The sequence below is a fragment of the Xanthomonas sp. fls2-241-TYG-148 genome, assembly GCF_030208815.1.
In the GTDB taxonomy this organism is placed as follows: Bacteria; Pseudomonadota; Gammaproteobacteria; order Xanthomonadales; family Xanthomonadaceae; genus Xanthomonas; species Xanthomonas campestris.
Genome location: NZ_JARVTE010000006.1, coordinates 179286 through 197647 on the forward strand (window position 1 = coordinate 179286; position 18362 = coordinate 197647).

At 62.3% G+C, this 18362-nt stretch carries 18 protein-coding genes and 3 pseudogenes; 8 read left to right on the top strand and 13 right to left on the bottom strand.

Annotation, left to right across the window (positions count from 1 at the left end; all coding sequences use genetic code 11):
* Positions 1 to 31 precede the first annotated feature (31 nt).
* Positions 32 to 787 (top strand): hypothetical protein, encoded by a 756-nt coding sequence (locus QRM60_RS09975; protein WP_285446105.1) that lies wholly within the window; start codon positions 32 to 34, stop codon positions 785 to 787.
* Between the two features lie 173 nt (positions 788 to 960).
* Here QRM60_RS09975 and QRM60_RS09980 read toward each other — a convergent pair.
* The 5 genes and pseudogenes from QRM60_RS09980 to QRM60_RS10000 form a co-directional block, all read right to left on the bottom strand.
* Positions 961 to 1227, bottom strand: a pseudogene (locus QRM60_RS09980) (hypothetical protein); the annotation flags it as partial.
* A gap of 31 nt (positions 1228 to 1258) precedes the next feature.
* Positions 1259 to 3067 (bottom strand): XVIPCD domain-containing protein, encoded by a 1809-nt coding sequence (locus QRM60_RS09985; protein WP_285446106.1) that lies wholly within the window; start codon positions 3065 to 3067, stop codon positions 1259 to 1261.
* A 4-nt stretch (positions 3068 to 3071) separates the two neighbouring features.
* Complete coding sequence (locus tag QRM60_RS09990; RefSeq protein WP_153064906.1) at positions 3072 to 3683, bottom strand: hypothetical protein; 612 nt, start codon at positions 3681 to 3683, stop codon at positions 3072 to 3074.
* Between the two features lie 253 nt (positions 3684 to 3936).
* Positions 3937 to 4158, bottom strand: coding sequence for a hypothetical protein (locus QRM60_RS09995; protein WP_161962875.1), 222 nt, complete (start codon positions 4156 to 4158; stop codon positions 3937 to 3939).
* A 399-nt stretch (positions 4159 to 4557) separates the two neighbouring features.
* A pseudogene (locus QRM60_RS10000) lies at positions 4558 to 4920 on the bottom strand (XVIPCD domain-containing protein); the annotation flags it as partial.
* 163 nt (positions 4921 to 5083) lie between these two features.
* Between QRM60_RS10000 and QRM60_RS10005 the strand changes: the two are divergent.
* A complete protein-coding gene (locus QRM60_RS10005) occupies positions 5084 to 5710 on the top strand; it encodes a dihydrofolate reductase family protein (RefSeq protein ID WP_285446107.1) in 627 nt (208 codons plus the stop codon).
* A 400-nt stretch (positions 5711 to 6110) separates the two neighbouring features.
* Here the strand turns inward: QRM60_RS10005 and QRM60_RS10010 are convergent, their stop codons facing one another.
* The 5 genes from QRM60_RS10010 to QRM60_RS10030 all read right to left on the bottom strand — a co-directional run bounded on the left by QRM60_RS10010 (position 6111) and on the right by QRM60_RS10030 (position 10050).
* Positions 6111 to 6299 (bottom strand): CsbD family protein, encoded by a 189-nt coding sequence (locus QRM60_RS10010; RefSeq protein ID WP_057670974.1) that lies wholly within the window; start codon positions 6297 to 6299, stop codon positions 6111 to 6113.
* A 134-nt stretch (positions 6300 to 6433) separates the two neighbouring features.
* Positions 6434 to 6661 carry a response regulator transcription factor gene (locus tag QRM60_RS10015; RefSeq protein WP_238595563.1) on the bottom strand — a complete coding sequence of 76 codons (228 nt, stop codon included), beginning with the start codon at positions 6659 to 6661 and terminating at the stop codon, positions 6434 to 6436.
* Between the two features lie 518 nt (positions 6662 to 7179).
* On the bottom strand, positions 7180 to 8307 hold the full coding sequence (locus tag QRM60_RS10020; protein ID WP_153065466.1) for an XVIPCD domain-containing protein: 1128 nt from the start codon (positions 8305 to 8307) through the stop codon (positions 7180 to 7182).
* A gap of 12 nt (positions 8308 to 8319) precedes the next feature.
* Complete coding sequence (locus QRM60_RS10025) at positions 8320 to 8658, bottom strand: hypothetical protein (protein WP_153065465.1); 339 nt, start codon at positions 8656 to 8658, stop codon at positions 8320 to 8322.
* A gap of 240 nt (positions 8659 to 8898) precedes the next feature.
* Complete coding sequence (locus QRM60_RS10030; protein WP_285446108.1) at positions 8899 to 10050, bottom strand: HDOD domain-containing protein; 1152 nt, start codon at positions 10048 to 10050, stop codon at positions 8899 to 8901.
* Between the two features lie 157 nt (positions 10051 to 10207).
* Between QRM60_RS10030 and QRM60_RS10035 the strand changes: the two are divergent.
* Positions 10208 to 10647: pseudogene (locus QRM60_RS10035) on the top strand (SRPBCC family protein).
* Between the two features lie 874 nt (positions 10648 to 11521).
* Here the strand turns inward: QRM60_RS10035 and QRM60_RS10040 are convergent.
* From QRM60_RS10040 to QRM60_RS10050, 3 genes are all read right to left on the bottom strand, one after another.
* The gene (locus QRM60_RS10040; RefSeq protein ID WP_014506009.1) at positions 11522 to 11833 is read right to left on the bottom strand and encodes a protealysin inhibitor emfourin; all 312 of its coding nucleotides are present in this window, start codon (positions 11831 to 11833) and stop codon (positions 11522 to 11524) included.
* On the bottom strand, positions 11830 to 12894 hold the full coding sequence (locus QRM60_RS10045) for a M4 family metallopeptidase (RefSeq protein WP_161960222.1): 1065 nt from the start codon (positions 12892 to 12894) through the stop codon (positions 11830 to 11832). Before QRM60_RS10045 ends, QRM60_RS10040 begins: the two co-directional genes overlap by 4 nt.
* 111 nt (positions 12895 to 13005) lie before the next feature.
* Positions 13006 to 13662, bottom strand: a complete 657-nt coding sequence (locus QRM60_RS10050; protein WP_285446109.1) for an SDR family oxidoreductase — start codon at positions 13660 to 13662, stop codon at positions 13006 to 13008.
* Positions 13663 to 13913: 251 nt separating this feature from the next.
* Here QRM60_RS10050 and QRM60_RS10055 point away from each other — a divergent pair, with 251 nt between their 5' ends.
* The 5 genes from QRM60_RS10055 to QRM60_RS10075 all read left to right on the top strand — a co-directional run bounded on the left by QRM60_RS10055 (position 13914) and on the right by QRM60_RS10075 (position 18052).
* A complete protein-coding gene (locus tag QRM60_RS10055; protein WP_285446110.1) occupies positions 13914 to 14348 on the top strand; it encodes an NUDIX domain-containing protein in 435 nt (144 codons plus the stop codon).
* A gap of 486 nt (positions 14349 to 14834) precedes the next feature.
* Complete coding sequence (locus QRM60_RS10060; RefSeq protein ID WP_042595501.1) at positions 14835 to 15875, top strand: AI-2E family transporter; 1041 nt, start codon at positions 14835 to 14837, stop codon at positions 15873 to 15875.
* 209 nt (positions 15876 to 16084) lie between these two features.
* Positions 16085 to 17200 carry an alpha/beta hydrolase gene (locus tag QRM60_RS10065; RefSeq protein ID WP_285446123.1) on the top strand — a complete coding sequence of 372 codons (1116 nt, stop codon included), beginning with the start codon at positions 16085 to 16087 and terminating at the stop codon, positions 17198 to 17200.
* A 105-nt stretch (positions 17201 to 17305) separates the two neighbouring features.
* Positions 17306 to 17704 (top strand): host attachment family protein, encoded by a 399-nt coding sequence (locus QRM60_RS10070; RefSeq protein ID WP_042595503.1) that lies wholly within the window; start codon positions 17306 to 17308, stop codon positions 17702 to 17704.
* 15 nt (positions 17705 to 17719) lie between these two features.
* Entirely contained in the window at positions 17720 to 18052 is a 333-nt protein-coding gene (locus QRM60_RS10075; protein ID WP_285446111.1) for a thioredoxin family protein, read from the top strand.
* Positions 18053 to 18362: the final 310 nt, after the last annotated feature.

Here is an 18362-nt window from a genome sequence, read left to right on the forward strand (position 1 = left end):
TCACGCAGGAAGCCGTTTTCATCCACGCAAGGTGGCAAAGAATTTTGCTGTCCCTATCCAGGAGGCCACCTATATTTGTGTTTTGATAAATCGGGCTCCGTTGACGCTACGCTATAAGTATGATTTTGTGTTCAAGTACCATCGCAACATTAAAAATCGACAAAGTTTGCTTACTAACAAGGAGTTGGCAATGCATGCATGGAGAGTAACGGCAATAGTGGGCTTAATAATCTGGTCTCACTCGGCATTAGCGGCGGGGCGATTGAGTATTAAGATTGAACAAGCAGTTAAAGCTGTTAATAGCGATAAGCCTGTAAGTAACAAGCAAGATGAAACAGGTATACGCGTCGTTGCTACTAATCTAGGTGGCCAGGACATCGAAGTCGTAGATCAGTGGCTTCCAAAGACCAACAAAAGTGGTCTTTTGATGAACAATGTTTTTCGTGTCTTGGCAGATGATGGAAGTGAAGCTCCCTATTTTGGCATCTATGTCAACATGGACGGCGCGCCAGAAGATGTATATGTCAAAGTGGGTCCAAAGCAGAAGAAGGTGGTGGACGTAAATATTCAATTGAATTATCGTCTCAAGCCAGGGCGGCACTACACTGTTAGCTTAAGAAGTCCTTCTCTTTATTTAAACAGGCCTAAACTGACTTATAAGGATGCATCCCGAGACTCACTTCGGGCATCGTGGCTTGAAGCGTCATCAAATGAAGTTAGAATTTTTGCTGGCGATCAGCTAAGACTGAATAACATCTCTAAAGACGAGTCATCACAAGATAACTGAGGCGGAATTCGCATCTTGCAGCGCAGCTCAGGTCCAGCATGTTGGACAAAATGTTATACCGCAATCAACCGCGATCGCTTACGAAGCTCTTACTGAATACGGCCAGCAGACGAAAGTTCAGACCTTCGATGTTCCGCCATATGTTGACATGTCGTTTGAACCGACCGCGCGATTTACGACTTGGTTCGGCGTTCATGGTGATCCTGATGACTACTGCCGGACGACCAATATAATGACAGTATGGTATTCGCCACATGGTATCGATTGCCCTGGCTATATAGCGTAGTGATGGAATCCGACGTCGCAGGGCGCCCTTGGCGCTTTGCTTCGCTGCGCAGGGTCACGTTCTCGCTGCCCTGGCAGTAACGCGCCAATCCCGGATGTTGGTGCGCGCGCTACTGCTCCTAGCTGAAGGGCGTGGTTTCCCGAAGCACTGAGTTTGCTGAGCTGCCCGCTGCCGAGATGTAATCCTCAGAGCGAGCGAGCCTGCCCCGATTGCTGCTGCACAACATCCTGTTGCTGGTTTCTCTGTATTTCCTCAGCTTTCGCCTGCTGCAGTGTCTCCACCTGCGTCAGACGTTGCTCCGCCGGAACAGACAGGGCTTCCTGCGTCGGCATGTGCGCCCTATTCGCAGCTGGATCAGGGGAAGCATCGCTCGCGCGCCACATATGCAACACTTCGCCGCTGCCCAGATTTGGGGTGGGTGTGTTGAATGCAAACTTCAAGTCGTCTTTCGCAGTGAAGCCTTTCTCAGCTGCCATCAGCATCAAGCTGGCACTGAGTCGCTCACTATTGTCATCCCAGGGCTTTCCAGCCTGGCGGTCTAGCTCACTGACGCCTTGGCGTACTTTTTCAAGCAAGGCACTGTCGATGGACGGATGTTGACTGCGGCCGCTTCTTTCGTCGCTTGGAGCAGCAAGATCAAACGCCGGGCTGACATGTTGGTGCGTACCCTGCGTATGCTGGAATAGCCCACGTGTGGGTGGGGTCGTGCTGGTATCCCAGTATGGCTGAGGGTTAGCCGCACCGGTTTGGGAAAGATCAATCCCGTTATGTTCCAGCAACGGTTCCTTGAAGCGGAGGCGCTGCATATCAAGATGCATCTGGGGTGCAATGCCGCCCACCGGATGAGCGTGCGTCCTCTCGATATAGATCGCCCGACTGACCGCCCCTGCACCGTAGTAGTTTGGGTAATCGGAGTCGCCATGAAATCCGATGCCGGTGGTCTGAGCTGTGGGTAGGCCTGGTGTTCCTCGCGGTTGCTTGTTGAAATAGTAAGTCTCTTGGGCGGCAACATTCTGCGGCGTCATCGGCAGCGATCCGTCGGCATTGAATGTAATTCCCTGCCGTGCCTGAGCTTGTAGAGGATTAGAAGGATTGAGTTCCACAAAATCGTCGATTCGCCCGTTCCCCAGTGACTTCATTGCCGTTGCGTCAACATGAGGATTGCTTTGTCGTACCCTGTCTGCCAAGGCGTTCCATCCAGCAATCTGCGCTTTCGCTTCGTCCTGCCGGTTACTGGCAATCAAGTTCTCGATAGGGACTGTGTAATCATTTATCGGATTGTTATCTTTGGCAATTGCAGTGGCTGCCTGATCAAACCTGCGGTATGCAGCCGCTGTGTCGATCTGGTTGAAGGCATGTTGCGTCTCGTGCCCAAGAACAAAAGTCAGATCATTGGCACTGATCTGATTGAACCGGCTTGGCGGCTGGGAAAGCGTGGTTGGGGGAAGGCTCATCGTGTTAGTTGCCGGATTGAACGTTCCGCCAGCAACAGTTCCACTCAACGGCGCGAAGTTTTCCAACAGCATGTGCGGTTGCCTTGCGCTGGTATCAACGGTAGTGACCGCTGTCTTCATTTCGCGTGCTAATGCAGGCGAACCATTGATGGTGGCTTGAAGGTTGGTGACCATGTTCTGCGTCACCGGTTGGCTTTGTTGGTTTGCGTCCAAATAGGTGCTGTTTGCAAAGCGCACGCTCATTTCTTGCAGGCGCAGCGCAGCACGCAGGTCCGTACTCGGGCCACTGCCCGGGTCAAGAGCCGGAAGCGTTATGACGCCAGTGGATTTTTCATATGATCCAGTCAGCGGCTCGGAGCCGCTTGCTCCTAGGGAAAACCCGGTCAAATGACCGTTTGCTGCTTCGCTATTCAGGCGTTGAGTGAGATCTTGGTCAGCAGCAAGCGTCGCTCTCAACTGCGACACTTGATCGGCACTGACTCCTGGCTGCCCAGCGAACTGAGCCAACGCAGCTTCCAGTTGGGTGTTTGCACTGGCCATCTACTCAGTCCTCAAATCTATGAGCGCTGATCCTTTTGACGCAACCAGTTGCCTTTTCCCCCGAAGCCTCTGTGCCTTTCTGATATGGATTTATTCGGACAAGCAGATTGCGGCGCGTATAGCTGTAATCCACAACCAAGCCAATTTCGTTATGAGAAGTGGGCGCTGGTGAGAAACCCATGTCTACCAGCGATCGCTGAAAGTCTTCTAGCTTCAGCTCGCAGGGCAAAGTGCTTGCATCTGCGGAGGGATTCGATTGAATTAATTCAAGTGCAATACTGGACTGCGCTGATGAACTCTCATGAAGATTGTAAATCATGCTGTACTGCCAGTCGCCTCCAGGCACTTTTGACGTGTAGAAGCCAGACTTCTTATCTTCATCAGCTTGAAATGTAACCCCCATCGACGTCTGTACGACTGTCGGCGAAAGCGTGTCAACGCCATCGGTATTCTTGATCAATACCAAAAATCGCTTTCCCAGCTCGTTGGGTGTGATCTGGTTGCTCTCGCTCATGATTGCTCTTTCCTTGGTCGCAGTTGCCACACCATCCGTTGCACAGGACGTGGAGGAAAAGATTAGTGTCAACGCCAGTAGCAGTTTCCAATGTTCTTTCATGTTCATGGTCCTTCTGGCATTCGAGGCTAAGTGTGCCGGCTCAGCGGAGGACGAGCAATATTCCAAGCCAGTGCGGACAGAAGGAGTGGTGAGCAAGCACCTGTCGTCATCGGCCTTCTGTCTAAAGCAACAGCTGATCAGGCGATACAACCCGTGGCGCTGGATGCTCAAGCCGCATGAGTTAGCAAAACCTAGTCATCGTTCCGGCCAGTCCGCCGGCCAGGCAGCTCACGCACGAACCAGACACACGCCGCTACCGCGCACCACCCAAATCCTCCAGCACGTCCTCCACCTGCTCGGCCAGATGCTGCAGACAGCGCGCCCACTGCTGCAGGGGAATGGCGGGCATGCCCATGGCGCCTTCGTCGCGTGTGCGTGGGCTGGCCAGGGTGGCGAGCAGGCGCAGTTGGTCGCGCACGCGCAGCAGGTGGTATTGCGTGCCTTCGGACATCCAGTAACCGGGTTCGTCGTGCATGCCGCTCTCCTTGCCATCAGGCAGCTCCCGCTGCACAACGCAGCGGGATGCCGGGAGGCTAGAAACCGCACAAAGCCGGCGGGCTTATTCCCCTTGCGGGTGTTGTATTCGCCGCCCTCCCGGCGCAGGAACGCCGAGCCATGCCCGATCTTGCGACCGGACACAAAAAACCCACCAAGTTGTCGGAGGTGGGTGCCGCTTTGTGAGGAGTTTCTAGGCTCCGTTCGGGAGTGTGCTGCTAGGGCTTCTCAGGGTCATGCCAGATGCAGCTCGCGTGCGATTGCCCAACGATGGCTTGTGCTCGTGTACGACGGCCTGCATGAAAAAGAAGGCAGAGGACGTCCCCTGCCGCCGCAATGCTGGCGTTGTCGCCATGCAGGCACGCCGCGGCTGCAGGACCTACCGGACAGGCGCCGTCTGGCTTGGCTCGTTCATGCTCCGCGACCCCTCGGGTTGCTGGGTGAGCGCGCGTTCCTGCGCCAGCGCCTGATTGGCGGCCAGCAGTTGCTGGTCGGACTGTTCGACCGGTGTCTGGATGGCCTGCTCCACGTCCACATGCACCCGCTTGTGTGCAGGGTCATCCAGGCGGCCCTCAACTGCGAACACATTGCCGGTTTTGCCCATCACTACGTGGTCCACACGCGTCAGTGCGTTCTCTGCCAGCGACCGGTCACCGGCGCCCGGATACGCATCGCGGTTGTCCTTGCACACGGCCAACAGACTCCGGCTGATTCGTTCGCTCATGGCGTCGTACGGCTTGCCCGCACGAGGTGCAGCCGGGTCCGCTGTTGATGGGCCTGTGCTGCTTGCCGGTAACGCCGTGCAGGCGCATGTCGAATTCCGTGCGGCCCATTCGTCGTTGTTACGAAGGCCGGCATCCTGCCTGCCGCGTCGTGCTCCCGCCGGGGCGCACAAGGAACCCGCAATGGGTGAGTTGAAATTGATGATGTCGGTGTCGCTGGATGGGTTTGTCAGCGGCCCGGCGGGCGAGATCGACTGGATGTTCAGTGGCGACCAGGCAGCCATTGCCTGGAAGGTTGAAACCGCGTGGAATGCCAGCCTGCACCTGATGGGCAGCCGTACATTCCAGGGCATGGCCAGCTTCTGGCCGACGGCCACCTCGCCGTTTGCCGTGCCGATGAACCAGATCCCCAGGGCCGTGTGTTCGGTACAGGGCCCGGCGGTGCTGGAGGTGGCCCGCGCATCACTCGCCGCTGCGCGCGCGCAACTGAGTACCCTGCCGGGGGCGCAGCTGCAGGCCGGCGCGGACAGCTGGGCCAACGCCACGGTCGCCAGCGGCCCGTTGGCCGATGCAATCGCCAGGCTCAAGGCCCAGGACGGCAAACCGATCATTGCCCACGGCGGCGCTGCCTTCGCACGCAGCCTCATCGCCCACAACCTGGCAGACGAATATGTCCTGGGCGTTTACCCGATCCTGCTGGGCAAGGGCGTGCCGATCTTCAACGACCTGCCGGCCCCCAGGCCGCTCACGCTGGTGAGCACCCACACCTTCCCCAGCGGTTTTATGGCGCAAACGTATCGGCCTGCCTAGAAGTGCCTGGTGCTGTGTGTTGTCAATAGCGCGGTGGCTGCTAGACACAAGACAGCTGAGTCGCGCATAGCAGGGCGCCCGCCTTCCCGACATCATCCACGCGCCGTCTTGCATGCAGGCAGGTGATCATGCCGACGCGGCATTGATGCGTGTGAGCGGGGCGTTGCGCACGGAGCGCACGCGCGCAGCCATAAACGCCAAACGCCCCGGACAAGCCGGGGCGTTTGGCGTTTTGACTCATTGGCGTAGTGCGCGTGAACCATTCAAACGGCGATGGCCCTCAACGCATTCCGCGTTCCATGGGCTGTGCACTACCCGCAGGCTGCGGCACTGCGCTCCAACTCAACCTGACATGCGCACCACCTGCCGAACCTGCAACAGCAGCGCTGAAGCAAAGGAGTTACTTGGTGGACTTGGTCGCGTCGCGCACGTCGTCGGCGAGTTCGCCGGCCTTGCGCTGCACCTTGCCGATATTCTTTTCGGCGGCGCCTTCCAGTTCGGTGCTCTTGTCGCCGGTGACACGGCCGATGGCTTCCTTCACCGAGCCCTTGACCTGCTTGGCGGCGCCTTCGATACGGTTCTTATCCATGGGACGTTTCTCGTAGTTTGGGGAACCGGTCCAGTCTGTCTGGGCCGGTGTGAGCATGGTGTGCGTCTGTTGCGGCGCTGCCCACATGCGAATGCACTAGCTGGAATGGTGCATTCGCGTCATCTACCCCGCGCTCACGGCTTGCGTGCAGGTTTCTTTGCCAGGCGGCCGGCAAAGCCGCGCTCACGCGCCCAGACAATGGCTTCGCCGCGGCTATGCACATCGATCTTGGAATACAGCGCGGCCACATGGTTGCGCACCGTGTTGGGCGACACGCCCAGTTGCTGGGCGATCTCCTTGTCGGCCAGGCCTTCGGCGAGCAGGCCCAGCACATCGCGCTCGCGGCCCGTGAGGTCGGCCACGCCGCAGCCGTGCGCCTGACGCGCTCAAGCGCACCGCCGAGCAGAAGGCACGCAAAGCCGGCGACACCGCCGCACGCGGTGTCTCGCGCGCTGCCTGGACCACACTGGTGCTGCTGTTGGGCGCCGCAGTGTCATTCGCCGCCGGCCGGGTGGGCCGCCGTACCGATCCGGTGGTGGAGGGGTGAGCCAACGCGCGGCTATGTCCGCCTGCTACACGGAGCCCTGTATGGACACCGCGCTGTGAGCCGAGAGTTACGACCGGGCAGACAGCGAAGCCACCAGCGGTGTCTGCAGTAACTCAATCGACACCGGCCAATCTGCAGATGGCCCGGCGTTTTTTTTTTTCTGATGAAGCAAGCATCCAGAAATTTTTCAGATACTGCAGCACAGCCACACGCCGAACGCGCTGAAGCAAAAACTGCTGAGACCTGTGTGCAGGAGAGTTAACGTGGGATTGAAGGTCGTTTGCTCTCACAACGCTGGTGCAGTTGAACACCCGGACCTGGTGCATCTTGAAGTTACACGCGCTGCACAGCTTTGACGTGCTCATCCTGCTGTTGCGTCAGAGCTTGCTGACTTTGCAGCGCCACGTTGCGCTGCTCCACCTGAGCTAACTCCCGGAATGAGGCTTCTATTGGCGTAGAAATTGCCTGGTCCGCCGACATATGCGCGCGTAAATGGGCAGGGTCGCTCAGTTCGCCTTGAACGATGAAGACATTTTGTCCCAGGCTCGCCGGTTTGGCCTGATCGCTTAGCAGCACGTGATCCACACGCTCCAGGCCATTGCTCACGGCGAGGTTGGTAAGGCTCGCGGCCATACAAGCGCTCTTCTCGTCAGACGCGCGTCCCAACTGCTGATCCAACGCACCGACACCTGCTTTGCATTGCTGATGCAGCGCGTAACGCGGGTGACTTGGATCATCTGGTGTTAGGCCCTGGTCGCCTGGCGCGTTGGCACCAAAAAAACCGGACGTGCGCGGCGCTGCTGGTACTACGTCTGGCGTCTTCAGGTGTCCTTGAATCGCCTCTTTGGGTGACAGCCCATGTTGGCCCACCTCGACTTGATTGCTCCAAGCAAGCGCTCCGTTACGATCCATGAGAATCAATTTGCCTTCGCTCAGTGCGTCACCCACCAACGCCGCAAGCTGCTCCTTGGATGCATTCGGATGCGCGGCCGCAATTCCTCTGCCAACTTGGTTGTTATAGAGGTCCATCGCTTCGCGGTTAGCCGGGTTTCCTGGCATCCCTTCGTGCGCTGTTGCAAGTGCCTCTGCCCACTCGTTTCCGAACTCTTTAGCTAGCAGCGCATTCCAGTATGTATGACGAAAAGCGTCACGATGGCCATCATTGAACTGCCATTCTTTCGCCCGACCTTCTGGAACTCCGTCAGGGACCGGCTGGTCCGGAAATCGGCGCCGGCTCTCAATGAATGCCAGATCTTGCGTGTTCTTGAGCTCCAATAGGCCTTGTAGACCTCTACTCCAGGTCATCTCATCCATAAGCTTGCCCTCGGTCATCGTGACTTCAATCGAGGGCGAGAAAGGGATATCCACTTTCCCGGCCAGTCTGGGGTGATACTTGATCACCTGATCGTCTTGGACCTGAAAATTCTTCCGGATCTGTTCCAGATCAGATTCGCTCGACATCCCTGTTCTCCTTTAGCCCTGTACGGTATGGTGAACCATTACTTTTCCGTCTTTGTACTGAATGTCGTATTCTTGTGTATCTCCTGCATAGGGAGAAATTCCAAGATAATAGACGTCTGTTGACGTGTTTGTGCCGTCTTCGGAGTAATCGGGTGGTCCCAATAGCGTGAGCACATCTTCCCTGCGCATACCCACGTGAATAACGCCCTTTACGGCCTCCATCATATGGATGCGTTGATTCTTTTCAAAATCAATTCCGCGTTGGGATTTCCACGCATTGGTATCAAATTCTTGATTGTTTTGCATGGCACACGCTGTTAATGAGGTGAGTAAGAAAAGGAGGGCAGACATCGCGCCCGTCATGCATGTGGATCGTATCGTCAAATGCATCGGACAATCTCCCTATTCAAGTTTCCCAGCTGATGGCGCCCCGGAGCGTCGAGCTAAGGGGACAACATCCGTTTCCGCGCTTGGATATGAGTGCAGCAAGTCCAGGCATGTACTCAGATCTGCTGCAGGCCACACCCAAGCGTAACCTTATAAGCGCGTTGAACTCGGTGAAGGTTAACCTCGTCCCAGGGCCGACGCGTGCTATTCCACGCTCGCCGCCACCAGCCGTTGCCATAGCGCGGCATTGGCCGCCTCGTCCGGTTCCAGCGTGGCAAGCACGCTCAGGGCGTGGGTTTCGGTTTCGGCGCCGTGGCGGGCGAGCATGGCCAGGGCGGCAGCCAGGCGCCCGTAGCGCAATGCGCGCCCGAGCGATGTGGCCAGCAAGGTGCTGTCGTGCTCGGGGCGTTGTTCGTCCAGCGCGGTGCCGAGTTGGGCGGGCAGCTCCCAGGCGGTGGCGATGGTCTTGGCCACCGCGGCGGTGTGGCGGTCGACCAGGGTGGCGGCCACCTCCAGGCTGTACGGCACCGACGGCTGCTCGGCGTAGGCGTCGCGCAGCACGCGCAGGATCACCACCGCACCCAGGCCTTGCAGCAGGCCGGCCAGTTGCGCCGACAAGGTGTCGCCACCGCGTTCGCGCACATAGGCGGCCGCGGCGGTGGCCGTGCGCAGCGCGTAGTCCCAGACCGCCGCCGGCAGGCGGGCGTACAGGCCACCTTCCAGGCTGAGCACCGGTTGCATCACCGCGGCGGCCACGATCTGGCGCACGCCTTCGGTGCCGATGTGCACCACCGCGCGTTCCAGACTTTCCAGCGGTCCGCCTTGCGGGCGGTACAGGGCACTGTTGGCGATGCGCAGCAGGTTGGCGGCCAGCGCCGGGTCCTGCGCGATGATCGCGGCGATGCCGCGGCCGGACGCATCCGGGTCGTTGACCGCACGCATCAGCTGCGGCAACAGGTGCGGGCGCCGCGGTAGCAGCTGCGGGCGCATGTCCACGTGGTCGAGCGCGCTGACCGCACTGGCCAGCACGGCGGCCTGGGCCGGGTCGATGGCGGCGTCGGCATCGGCCAGCGACGGGGTGTCCATTACCGCGGCATACATGCGCCGCAACAACGGGCGCATCGGCGGCGGCTCGGCCATCACCGCGCGCGGCTCGGGTGTGCTTGCAGGCATGGCGGTGGCAGCGCCATCGGGCGCCGCGGTGGCGCCCGCAGCCGGTGCCGCTGGCGCGGACTCGGATAACGGCGCGGGGTCGGTGGTGGAGACGGCGGGCGGGCCCCCACGGCGCGAGGCGGCGACCACGCCGAGCACGATGGCAAGCACCCCCACAACAGCCAACAGCACAATCACAAGCATCTTGAGAAATCGTTTGATCAGTGGCGCGACTATCCGCGAAGCGGGCCGTGCCGGCAACGTGGCACGCGTGCGGGCGCGGCCTGGCGCGGTCATGTCGATTTCCGGCGGCCTGGTGCGTTGTCGGGCAGAGGGTCGTCCTCTGCCAGTTGCGAGCGCCATGTCCACTGTCACCCTGCACCGTGTTCTGCGTGCCAGCCCCGAGCGGGTCTACCGCGCCTTCCTGGATGCCGCTGCGTTGAGCAAGTGGTTGCCGCCGCATGGGTTTACCAACACGGTGGAGCATCTGGATGCCCGCGTCGGCGGTACCTTCCGCATGGCGTTCACCCAGTTTGGCAGCGGCCAGCGGCACGCCTTCGGTGGCACCTACCGGGAGCTGGTGCCCAACGCGCTGCTGTGCTAAGACGATGTCTTCGACGACCCGTCACTGCCCGGCACGCTGCTGACCACGGTGCGGCTGCAGCCGTTGCCGTGCGGCACCGACCTGCACGTGGTGCAGGAGGGGATTCCCGAACAGATCCTCTGCACGCTTGCTACCTGGGATGGCAGGAGTCGTTGACGCTGCTGGCGTTGTTGGTGGAAGCGCAGCACGCGGAGTGAACCTGGCGCCACAGCGATTGCTGCACGATCGATGCGGCAATGCAGCGATGAGCGGGCTGTCTTCAGGTTGACCGCTGCGCTGCACGCGGTGCTAACGGGGACACCGCGACTATGCGTCACCAGCTGTGCAGCCCTAGAGCATCTAGGCAGCTTAAAGGGTGCAGGCATCCGCAGTTGGACCACTTTCTTCGACAGACCCCGTGCAGGCATGGAGGTCTGTCGCGCCGTGTGTGGCGTTTGCTGGATGTGCTGGCGTTGACGCCTCCGCCGTATCCGTAGGAGCGCGCTTGCGCGCGATGGGGCGTTACCGGTAGAGCTTCTTCGCGCGCGAGCGCGCTCCTACGCGGCTGCTTGCGCGGTTACGTATTCTGATCGTTTGCGTGCTGGCCGCTCCAAGGTTTTCGAGCTGTAGTCGCACGATCTGTGGCGGCTGTACGCCGAATAAGCGCACCAGTCTTGTCTACGTTGATGCTTTGGCAACCGCGACCAAGCTGCCTTTGTAGGAGCGCGCTTGCGCGCGATGGAGCGTTACCGGTAGAGCCTCGTCGCGCGCGAGCGCGCTCCTACGTTGCATTTGCTTGGTGCGTTACGAGCTACGATCGTTTGCGCGTCATCGCCGCTACAACATCTGTCCTGAGCCGCGCGTTCTGCCCCAACGCCGAATGTGGCGGAGATTGCCGCCCCTGGCGTACTGATTCTGGGCCGCCGCTGCGGCAACCATGACCAAACTGCCTTTGTAGGAGCGCGCTTGCGCGCGATGGGGCGTTACCGGTGAAGCATCATCGCGCGTAAGCGCGCTCCTACGAGGCGTCGACCGCCCGCGACGTGACCGGCGCCTCTGCGCCTCCGCGTGCCGCGCTCGCGCGCAAGCTATCTACAACGTGCCCTGCTTCCACAGCCGTACGATTTCCGCCGGGGCGTGTTCTTCGGGGATGCGCAGCGGTTCGCTGGCGCCGTCCCAGATGATGCTGAAATAGCGGCGGTCGCCGCCGCCGGCTTGCGGGGCGGGGAGTGCATGCGCCAGGCACTGATCCAGCAGCGCGCCCAGGTGTTGGCGTTGCACCTCGTCCAGCTCTTCCAGCACCAGCTGGCGCTCGCGGCGCATGGCCGGGAATGCGGCCACGCCACCTTCGCGTGCCAGCCGCAACACGACACCTGGTTGCAAGGGCGGCAATTGCACGGTCATGCGAGCACGCCCACGTCGCGCCAGGCCTGTTCCACCGCACTGGCCTCGGCACTGCCCGCGCCGTAATCGGTGCTGGCCACGCGCACGGTGAGTGCGGCGAAGGTGGCGAAATCTGCACTGGCCGACAGCGCGCCGCCGGTGAGGGCGCGGTACCAGATGCGCCCGGCCTTTTCCCAGGCGTAACCGCCGATGGCAACCGCGGCGCGCTGGAAGGCGCGGTTGGGAATGCCGGAGTTGTAATGCACGCCGCCGTCGTCTTCTTGCGTGTCCACGTAGGCGTCCATATGCGCCGGCTGCGGGTCCTTGCCCAATGCCGGGTCGTCGTAGGCGGTGCCGGGCGCCTGCATCGAGCGTAGCGCCACGCCCTGCACGCCGGGCAGGAACATGCCGGCACCCACCAGCCAATCGGCTTGCGCGGCGTCCTGGCGCAGCGCGTATTGCTTGACGAGCACGCCGAACACATCGGAGACCGATTCGTTCAAGGCACCGGACTGGCCCTGGTAGATCAGGTTGGCGGTGCGCTCGGTAACACCGTGGGTGAGCTCATGGGCCACCACGTCGATGGCGATGGTGAAGCGGGTGAAGATCTCGCCGTCGCCATCGCCGAATACCATCTGCTCGCCGGTCCAGAACGCGTTGTCGTAGTTGCGCTCGTAGTGCACGGTACCAAGCAGCGGCATGCCGGCATCGTCGATCGAGTTGCGCGCATACACCTGCTGGAAGAAGGCATGGGTGGCGCCGAGGTAATCGTAAGCCTCGGTCACGGCGACATCGTCGGTGGGCGGCGCACCTTCCTCGCGCACCAGCACGCCAGGCAGGGCGGTGCCTTGCTGGGCGTCGTAGAGATGCCGCCGCACCGCGGTGTCAGTGGTGGCGGTGGGCGCATCGTCGGCGCTGTCGCGCGCCAGCAACCCCTGCGCGCGGCGCTGGCGCAGCTGCGCGGTGATGTGGCGGGTGAGCTGCGCGCAGTGCCGTGCGCGCTCCGGTGCGGCCTGCGCCACGTGGTCCAGCAGATACGGCGGCAGGATGCCGGCGCGGCGGGGCGCAACAAACGCAGACATAGCGATCTCCACAGTGGGGGCTGCGCCGGCGACTATGCGCGGTGCGACTTTAGGAAATCGTTAGCTGCCAGCGGCCCTTGCCATGGCAGCGCGCTGCGGACGGGCTGGCGTTCATGCCAGCTGCGCGAGCGCCTGCGTGATGGGGGTGGGCCCATCCACGAATCCCACGGTCTTGCCGATGGTGGCCGGCGTGGCCAGGGTGGCGGCGATCACCTGCGCGACATTGGCGCGCGATACGCCCTCGGTGGTGTCGCTGCCCGGGTCGCGGGCGATGCAGCCGCTGGGTGGGTCCAGGGTGAGCCGGCCCGGCCCGAGCACGGTCCAGTCCAGCGTGGTTCCGCGCAGGTGCGCATCGGCAGCTGCCTTGGCCTGCGCATAAGCGAAGAAGCCATCCTCCGGGCTCACCCCGTGCTCCAGCCCCGCGCCCAGGTAGGACACCGTCACGTAGCGCCGCACACGCGCCTGCTCGGCCGCGTGCATCGATCGGATCGCGGCATCGCGGTCCACCGCATAGGTGCGCGCGGCATCGCCACCGCCGGCACCGGCCGACCAAACAACTGCATCGTGGCCGGTGATGTGCGCGGCGATGGCCGCGGTGTCGGCGTGTTCGATATCGAACAGTGCGGGAGTGGCGCCATCGGCGATCACATCGCTTGCGTGGTCGGGATTACGAAACAGCGCTGTGACGTGGTGGCCACCGGCCAGCAGCAACGGGGTGAGCAAACGCGCCACCTTGCCGTGACCACCGATCAACAGAATGCGAGACATGGAGTTCCAGCCAATGCGCCTGCTGCGAGGCGTGATGACCTAGCGTGACGGCTGCAGCGCTAAGGCGATGTCATTGGTTGCGTTCGCAATGCGTTTCGCAGGGCATTGGAAACGAATGCATGCGATGCCCTGACGCAGCCGCCGCCGCCGCGGTGACGCAGGGCGGCTACGGCATTTCCGCAGTTTGCCCGCGGCCGCAGCGCTGCCGGACAATGCGCGCGCCACGCACCGTGGCGTACCCAGGCCCACCGATGACCGCTCCGTCTGATTCCCACGCCCGCGTTGGTTGCGGCGCCTTTATCCGCCGCAGCGACGGCCGCCTGTTGCTGGTGCTGCGGGCACGCGCGCCCGAACAAGGCCACTGGGGATTGCCCGGCGGCAAGGTGGACTGGATGGAGACAGTGGAAGACGCGGTAGTGCGAGAAACCCTGGAAGAAACCGGTCTGCACATTCACCTGCAGCGCGTGCTGTGCGTGGTGAGCCAGTTCGAGCGGGCGCTGTCGCCGCCGCAGCACTGGGTGGCACCGGTGTACCTGGCCGCGATCGACGGCAGCGAAACCGCCGTGCTGCGCGAACCGGACGCACTGCACGACCTGGGCTGGTTCGCACTGGATGCGTTGCCCACGCCGCTGACCCGCTCGGCAACGCTGGCGGTGCAGCAGCTGATGCGTGAGGCGGCGGCTTGATCGGGACATACGGATGGTGCAAGTGCTGCGCGGGGTAGTGGTGCAACGGCGCGACACGGTGGCCACGTTGGATCCACAGGTGTGTACACCGAAGCGGCGCGGTGATGCACCCCCGGCATTGCGGCAGGTTGCCGCCAAGCGGCGACCCCTGCTTGAAGAGACGGTGCGGCGGCGCGACCGACGTCGTTAGCTGACGTGGCTCGACTGGCGCGTTCGATGCAGACGTTTGGCCTGATCAGGAACGCAGTGATACACCTCCGGCATCAATACGTTGCCGCTAAGCGGTGGTGCTGTTTGACGCGCGCCAAGTAACGGCAAGTAACGGTGCGCAACGCCTGCTTGCGTGTGTGGCCTGGAGGACGCTTCAGCGATTGCGCGTGTCGCATACAGCAAGCGCAACGGATGCAGCCCCGCCAGCACGGGCACAGAATCTTCTCGCACGCCTCGCTAGGCTGAGTGCTGTTTCCGCGTTGCGAGCTGTTGTCCATGCCGTCCTCCGATCTGCGTGCCTTCGTCGTCCGTGTGGTCATCGTGCTGGCTCTGGTGGCCTGCGCGTGGTTGCTGTGGGCGCTGTCGGGCCTGCTGCTGATGGTGTTCGGTGCGGTGGTGGTGGCGGTGTTGCTGCGCGCGCTGGCCAGTTGGGTCACCCGCTATACGCCGCTGTCGGATGGCATGGCATTGGGGCTGGTGGTGGTCGTGGTGGCGGTGGGATTCACGGCGTTGCTGTGGTTGTTCGGCTCGCAACTGGCGACAGAGCTCGGTGCCCTGCAGCGCACCTTGCCGCAGGCCTGGGCGCGCTTCCATGATTGGGTTGCGGCCGGGCCGTTGGGGCCAGCGCTGGAAGAACTCACCCGCCAGGCACCGGCGCGCGTCTCCAATCTGGCGCCGCGTGCCGGCGCCTTCGCGCTCAGCATCACCGGTGGTGTGGCGAATCTGTTCCTGGTGCTGGCCGGTGCGGTCTATCTGGCCGCGCAACCGCAGTTGTATCGGCGCGGGCTGTTGTTGCTGTTTCCCGTGCAGGCGCGCGCCACCATGGACGATGCCGTGCGTGCCAGCGGCACCGCGTTGCGCTTGTGGCTACGCGGGCAATTGCTGGCGATGGTGGTGGTGGGCGCACTCACCGGGCTGGGCCTGTGGGCCCTGGGCATTCCCGGCGCACTGGCTCTGGGCATCATCGCCGGGCTGCTGGATTTCGTGCCGATCGTCGGGCCGATCTTGGCCGCCATTCCGGCCATTCTGCTTGGCTTTACGGTGAGTCCGCAGATGGCGCTGGCCACGGCGGCGTTGTTCGTCGTCGTGCAGCAGATCGAAGGCAACATCCTGCTGCCGTTGATCCAGCAACGCACTGTGGATCTGCCGCCGGTGTTGCTGCTGTTTTCGCTATTTGGCATCGGCACCTTGCTGGGGCCCGCGGGTGTCCTGCTCGCTGCACCGTTGACGGTGGTGGCCTTCGTGCTGGTCAAGCGCTTGTACGTGCAGGAAGCACTGCATACGCCCACCTCCATCCCTGGGCAGAAGCACGATTGAGCATGGCGCCTGCGTAAGCGGCAACGCTGCAATGCAGGTCCGTTGTCCATGCATGGATGTGCCTGCTTGTGCGCTGCGCGACGCGATCACTGCAGCGCCGTCTCCCATGGCAGCCGTACACATGGCATGCCGCAGTGCGCAGGCTATGCTCGTGCGTTGATCGACGCCTGGGAGGGCATTGCATGACACACCATCGATGGACACGACGCATGCTGCTGGGGTGCCTGGCGTTGCTAAGTGCGGCGAGCGCGAGTGCGGCTGCGCCTGCAGCTGCAGCCGCATCGGAGCCGGCCGCAACGCTGGGCGTTCGACATGTGCCCGCGTTCGATCTGCCCGTGTCTGAGTACCTGAGCCCTGCGGCACGTGCGCAGGTCAGTGGCGACGTGGACCGCGGCGACCCGCTGGCCAAGGCCGACAACGCCACGCTGCTGCGCCAGTTGCCCACCATTCGCGCCGATACCGAACGTTGGGCCGCAGGCGTCATCGCGCAGATGCGCACGCGCTACGCGGTGGAGATCACGCCCGAGCAGTGGAACGGCGTGCCGGTGCTGCGTGTGCAGCCGCGCACGCGCACGCCCGAGCAGGCCAAGCGGTTGCTGATCGAATTGCATGGCGGCGGTTTTGTGATGGGCAGTGCGGCCTCGTTCGGGTTGATGGAAGCCATTCCGGTGGCGGCGATGACCGGCATTACCGTGGTGGCGGTGGATTACCGCATGGGCCCGGAGCACCAGTTCCCGGCGGCCAGCGAGGACGTGGCCGCGGTGTATCGCGCCGCTCTCAAGACCCACACCCCGGCGCAGGTGGGCCTGTTCGGCTGTTCGGCCGGTGGCGTGCTCACCGGCGAGGCGCTGGCGTGGTTTGCCAAGGAACAGTTGCCGATGCCGGCGGCGGCAGGCCTGTTCTGCGCTGCGGGCGACGCACGTTACCGCGGCGATTCGCAGCGCGTGGTGGCGGCGGTGAACGATGCCCTGCTGCCTGATGCGGCAGGCACCCTGCCGATCATGGAGGACCTGTACTACGGGCCGGATGTGGATTTCCGCGACCCGCTGGTGTCGCCGGTGTTCTCCGATGCGGTGCTGCGCCAGTTCCCGCCCACCTTGCTGATCACCGCCACACGCGCGGCCGAGTTGAGCAATGCGTCCTACACGCACGCGCGGCTGGTGGATCTGGGGCGCGAGTCGGACCTGCATGTCTGGGACGGTTTGGGCCATGCCTTCCATCTCACCGACACGGTGCCTGAGAGCCAGCAGGCCTTGCGGGTGATGGCGCGCTTTTTCAGCAAGCACCTGGGCCTGCCGCCGCCGCCACTACCGGCGGCGCGCTAACGTGGCACACACACCGGCTACCCGCGGTGCTTACATCGGCTTGCTTAGGTTGAGGTCGACGGCGCTGCAATTGCAGTGCTGACACTGAAACAGGAGAAACGACGGATGAGTCTGCAAATTCCCCAGGGTGCGTTGGTGGTGGTGGCCGATGGCGGCGAAGCGCGGTGGTTCACCAATACCGGCGACGAAGCCAAGGTGGTGTTGCGCCAGCATGCCCGCACCGATGTGCAGAACGTCGATGACGAGGGCCCGGCCGGCAAAGTTCCGCCCCGCACCGCAGAGGCGGAACTCGACGAAATGACCTTCGCCAAACAGCTGTCGCAGGCCTTGAACGACGGGGCGCTCAAGCACGAGTACAACCACTTGGTGCTGGTGGCCGACCCCACCACACTCGGCCGGGTGCGCCCGCTGCTGCACAAGGAAACCCAGCAGCGCCTGGTGGGCGATTTGGCGAAGGACTTCACCAACTTGCCGCTGGAAGATATTCAGCGCGCGCTGTCCTAAGGAGCTCACGCAGCGATGGCGTTCGTGCGGAAGTACGCGGCGCAGGCGCCGGACCGTAGTGCGGTCGATGCGCAACCGGGGCTGCAGGTGTTGGAGTTCGGCACCGACTGGTGCGGCCACTGCATGGCCGCGCAACCGCTGTTGCAGAAGCTGCTGGGCGGTTACGCGGATATCGAGTACCGCAAGATCGAAGACGGAAAAGGGCGGCCGCTGGGCCGATCGTTTCGCGTGAAGCTGTGGCCCACCATCATCCTGCTGCGCGATGGCGAAGAAGTCGCCCGCGCCGTCAGGCCGCAAACGCGTGAGGATTTGCAGGCAGTGTTATCGGCGTTGGAATCGGTGGGGTGAATCCGCTGGTACGGTTGGCGTAGTCTGCTGTTCTACTGGTATGAAAGTGCCACCGAGGCGCCGTCGCACACCACGCAAATCCATGCATGTAGGAGCGCGCTTGCGCGCGATGGGGCGTTACCGGTAAAACCGCATCGCGCCCAAGGGCGCTCCTACGAAAGGCGGGCCGTGCAGCACTCGTTATGCCTACAGAGCGAGGATGTTTGCAGCATCAATAACGCAAGCACGCACCATGCAGAGATCGATAGCTCCGTAGGAGCGCGCTTGCGCGCGATGAAGCTCTACCGGTACGCCCCATCGCGCCCAAGGG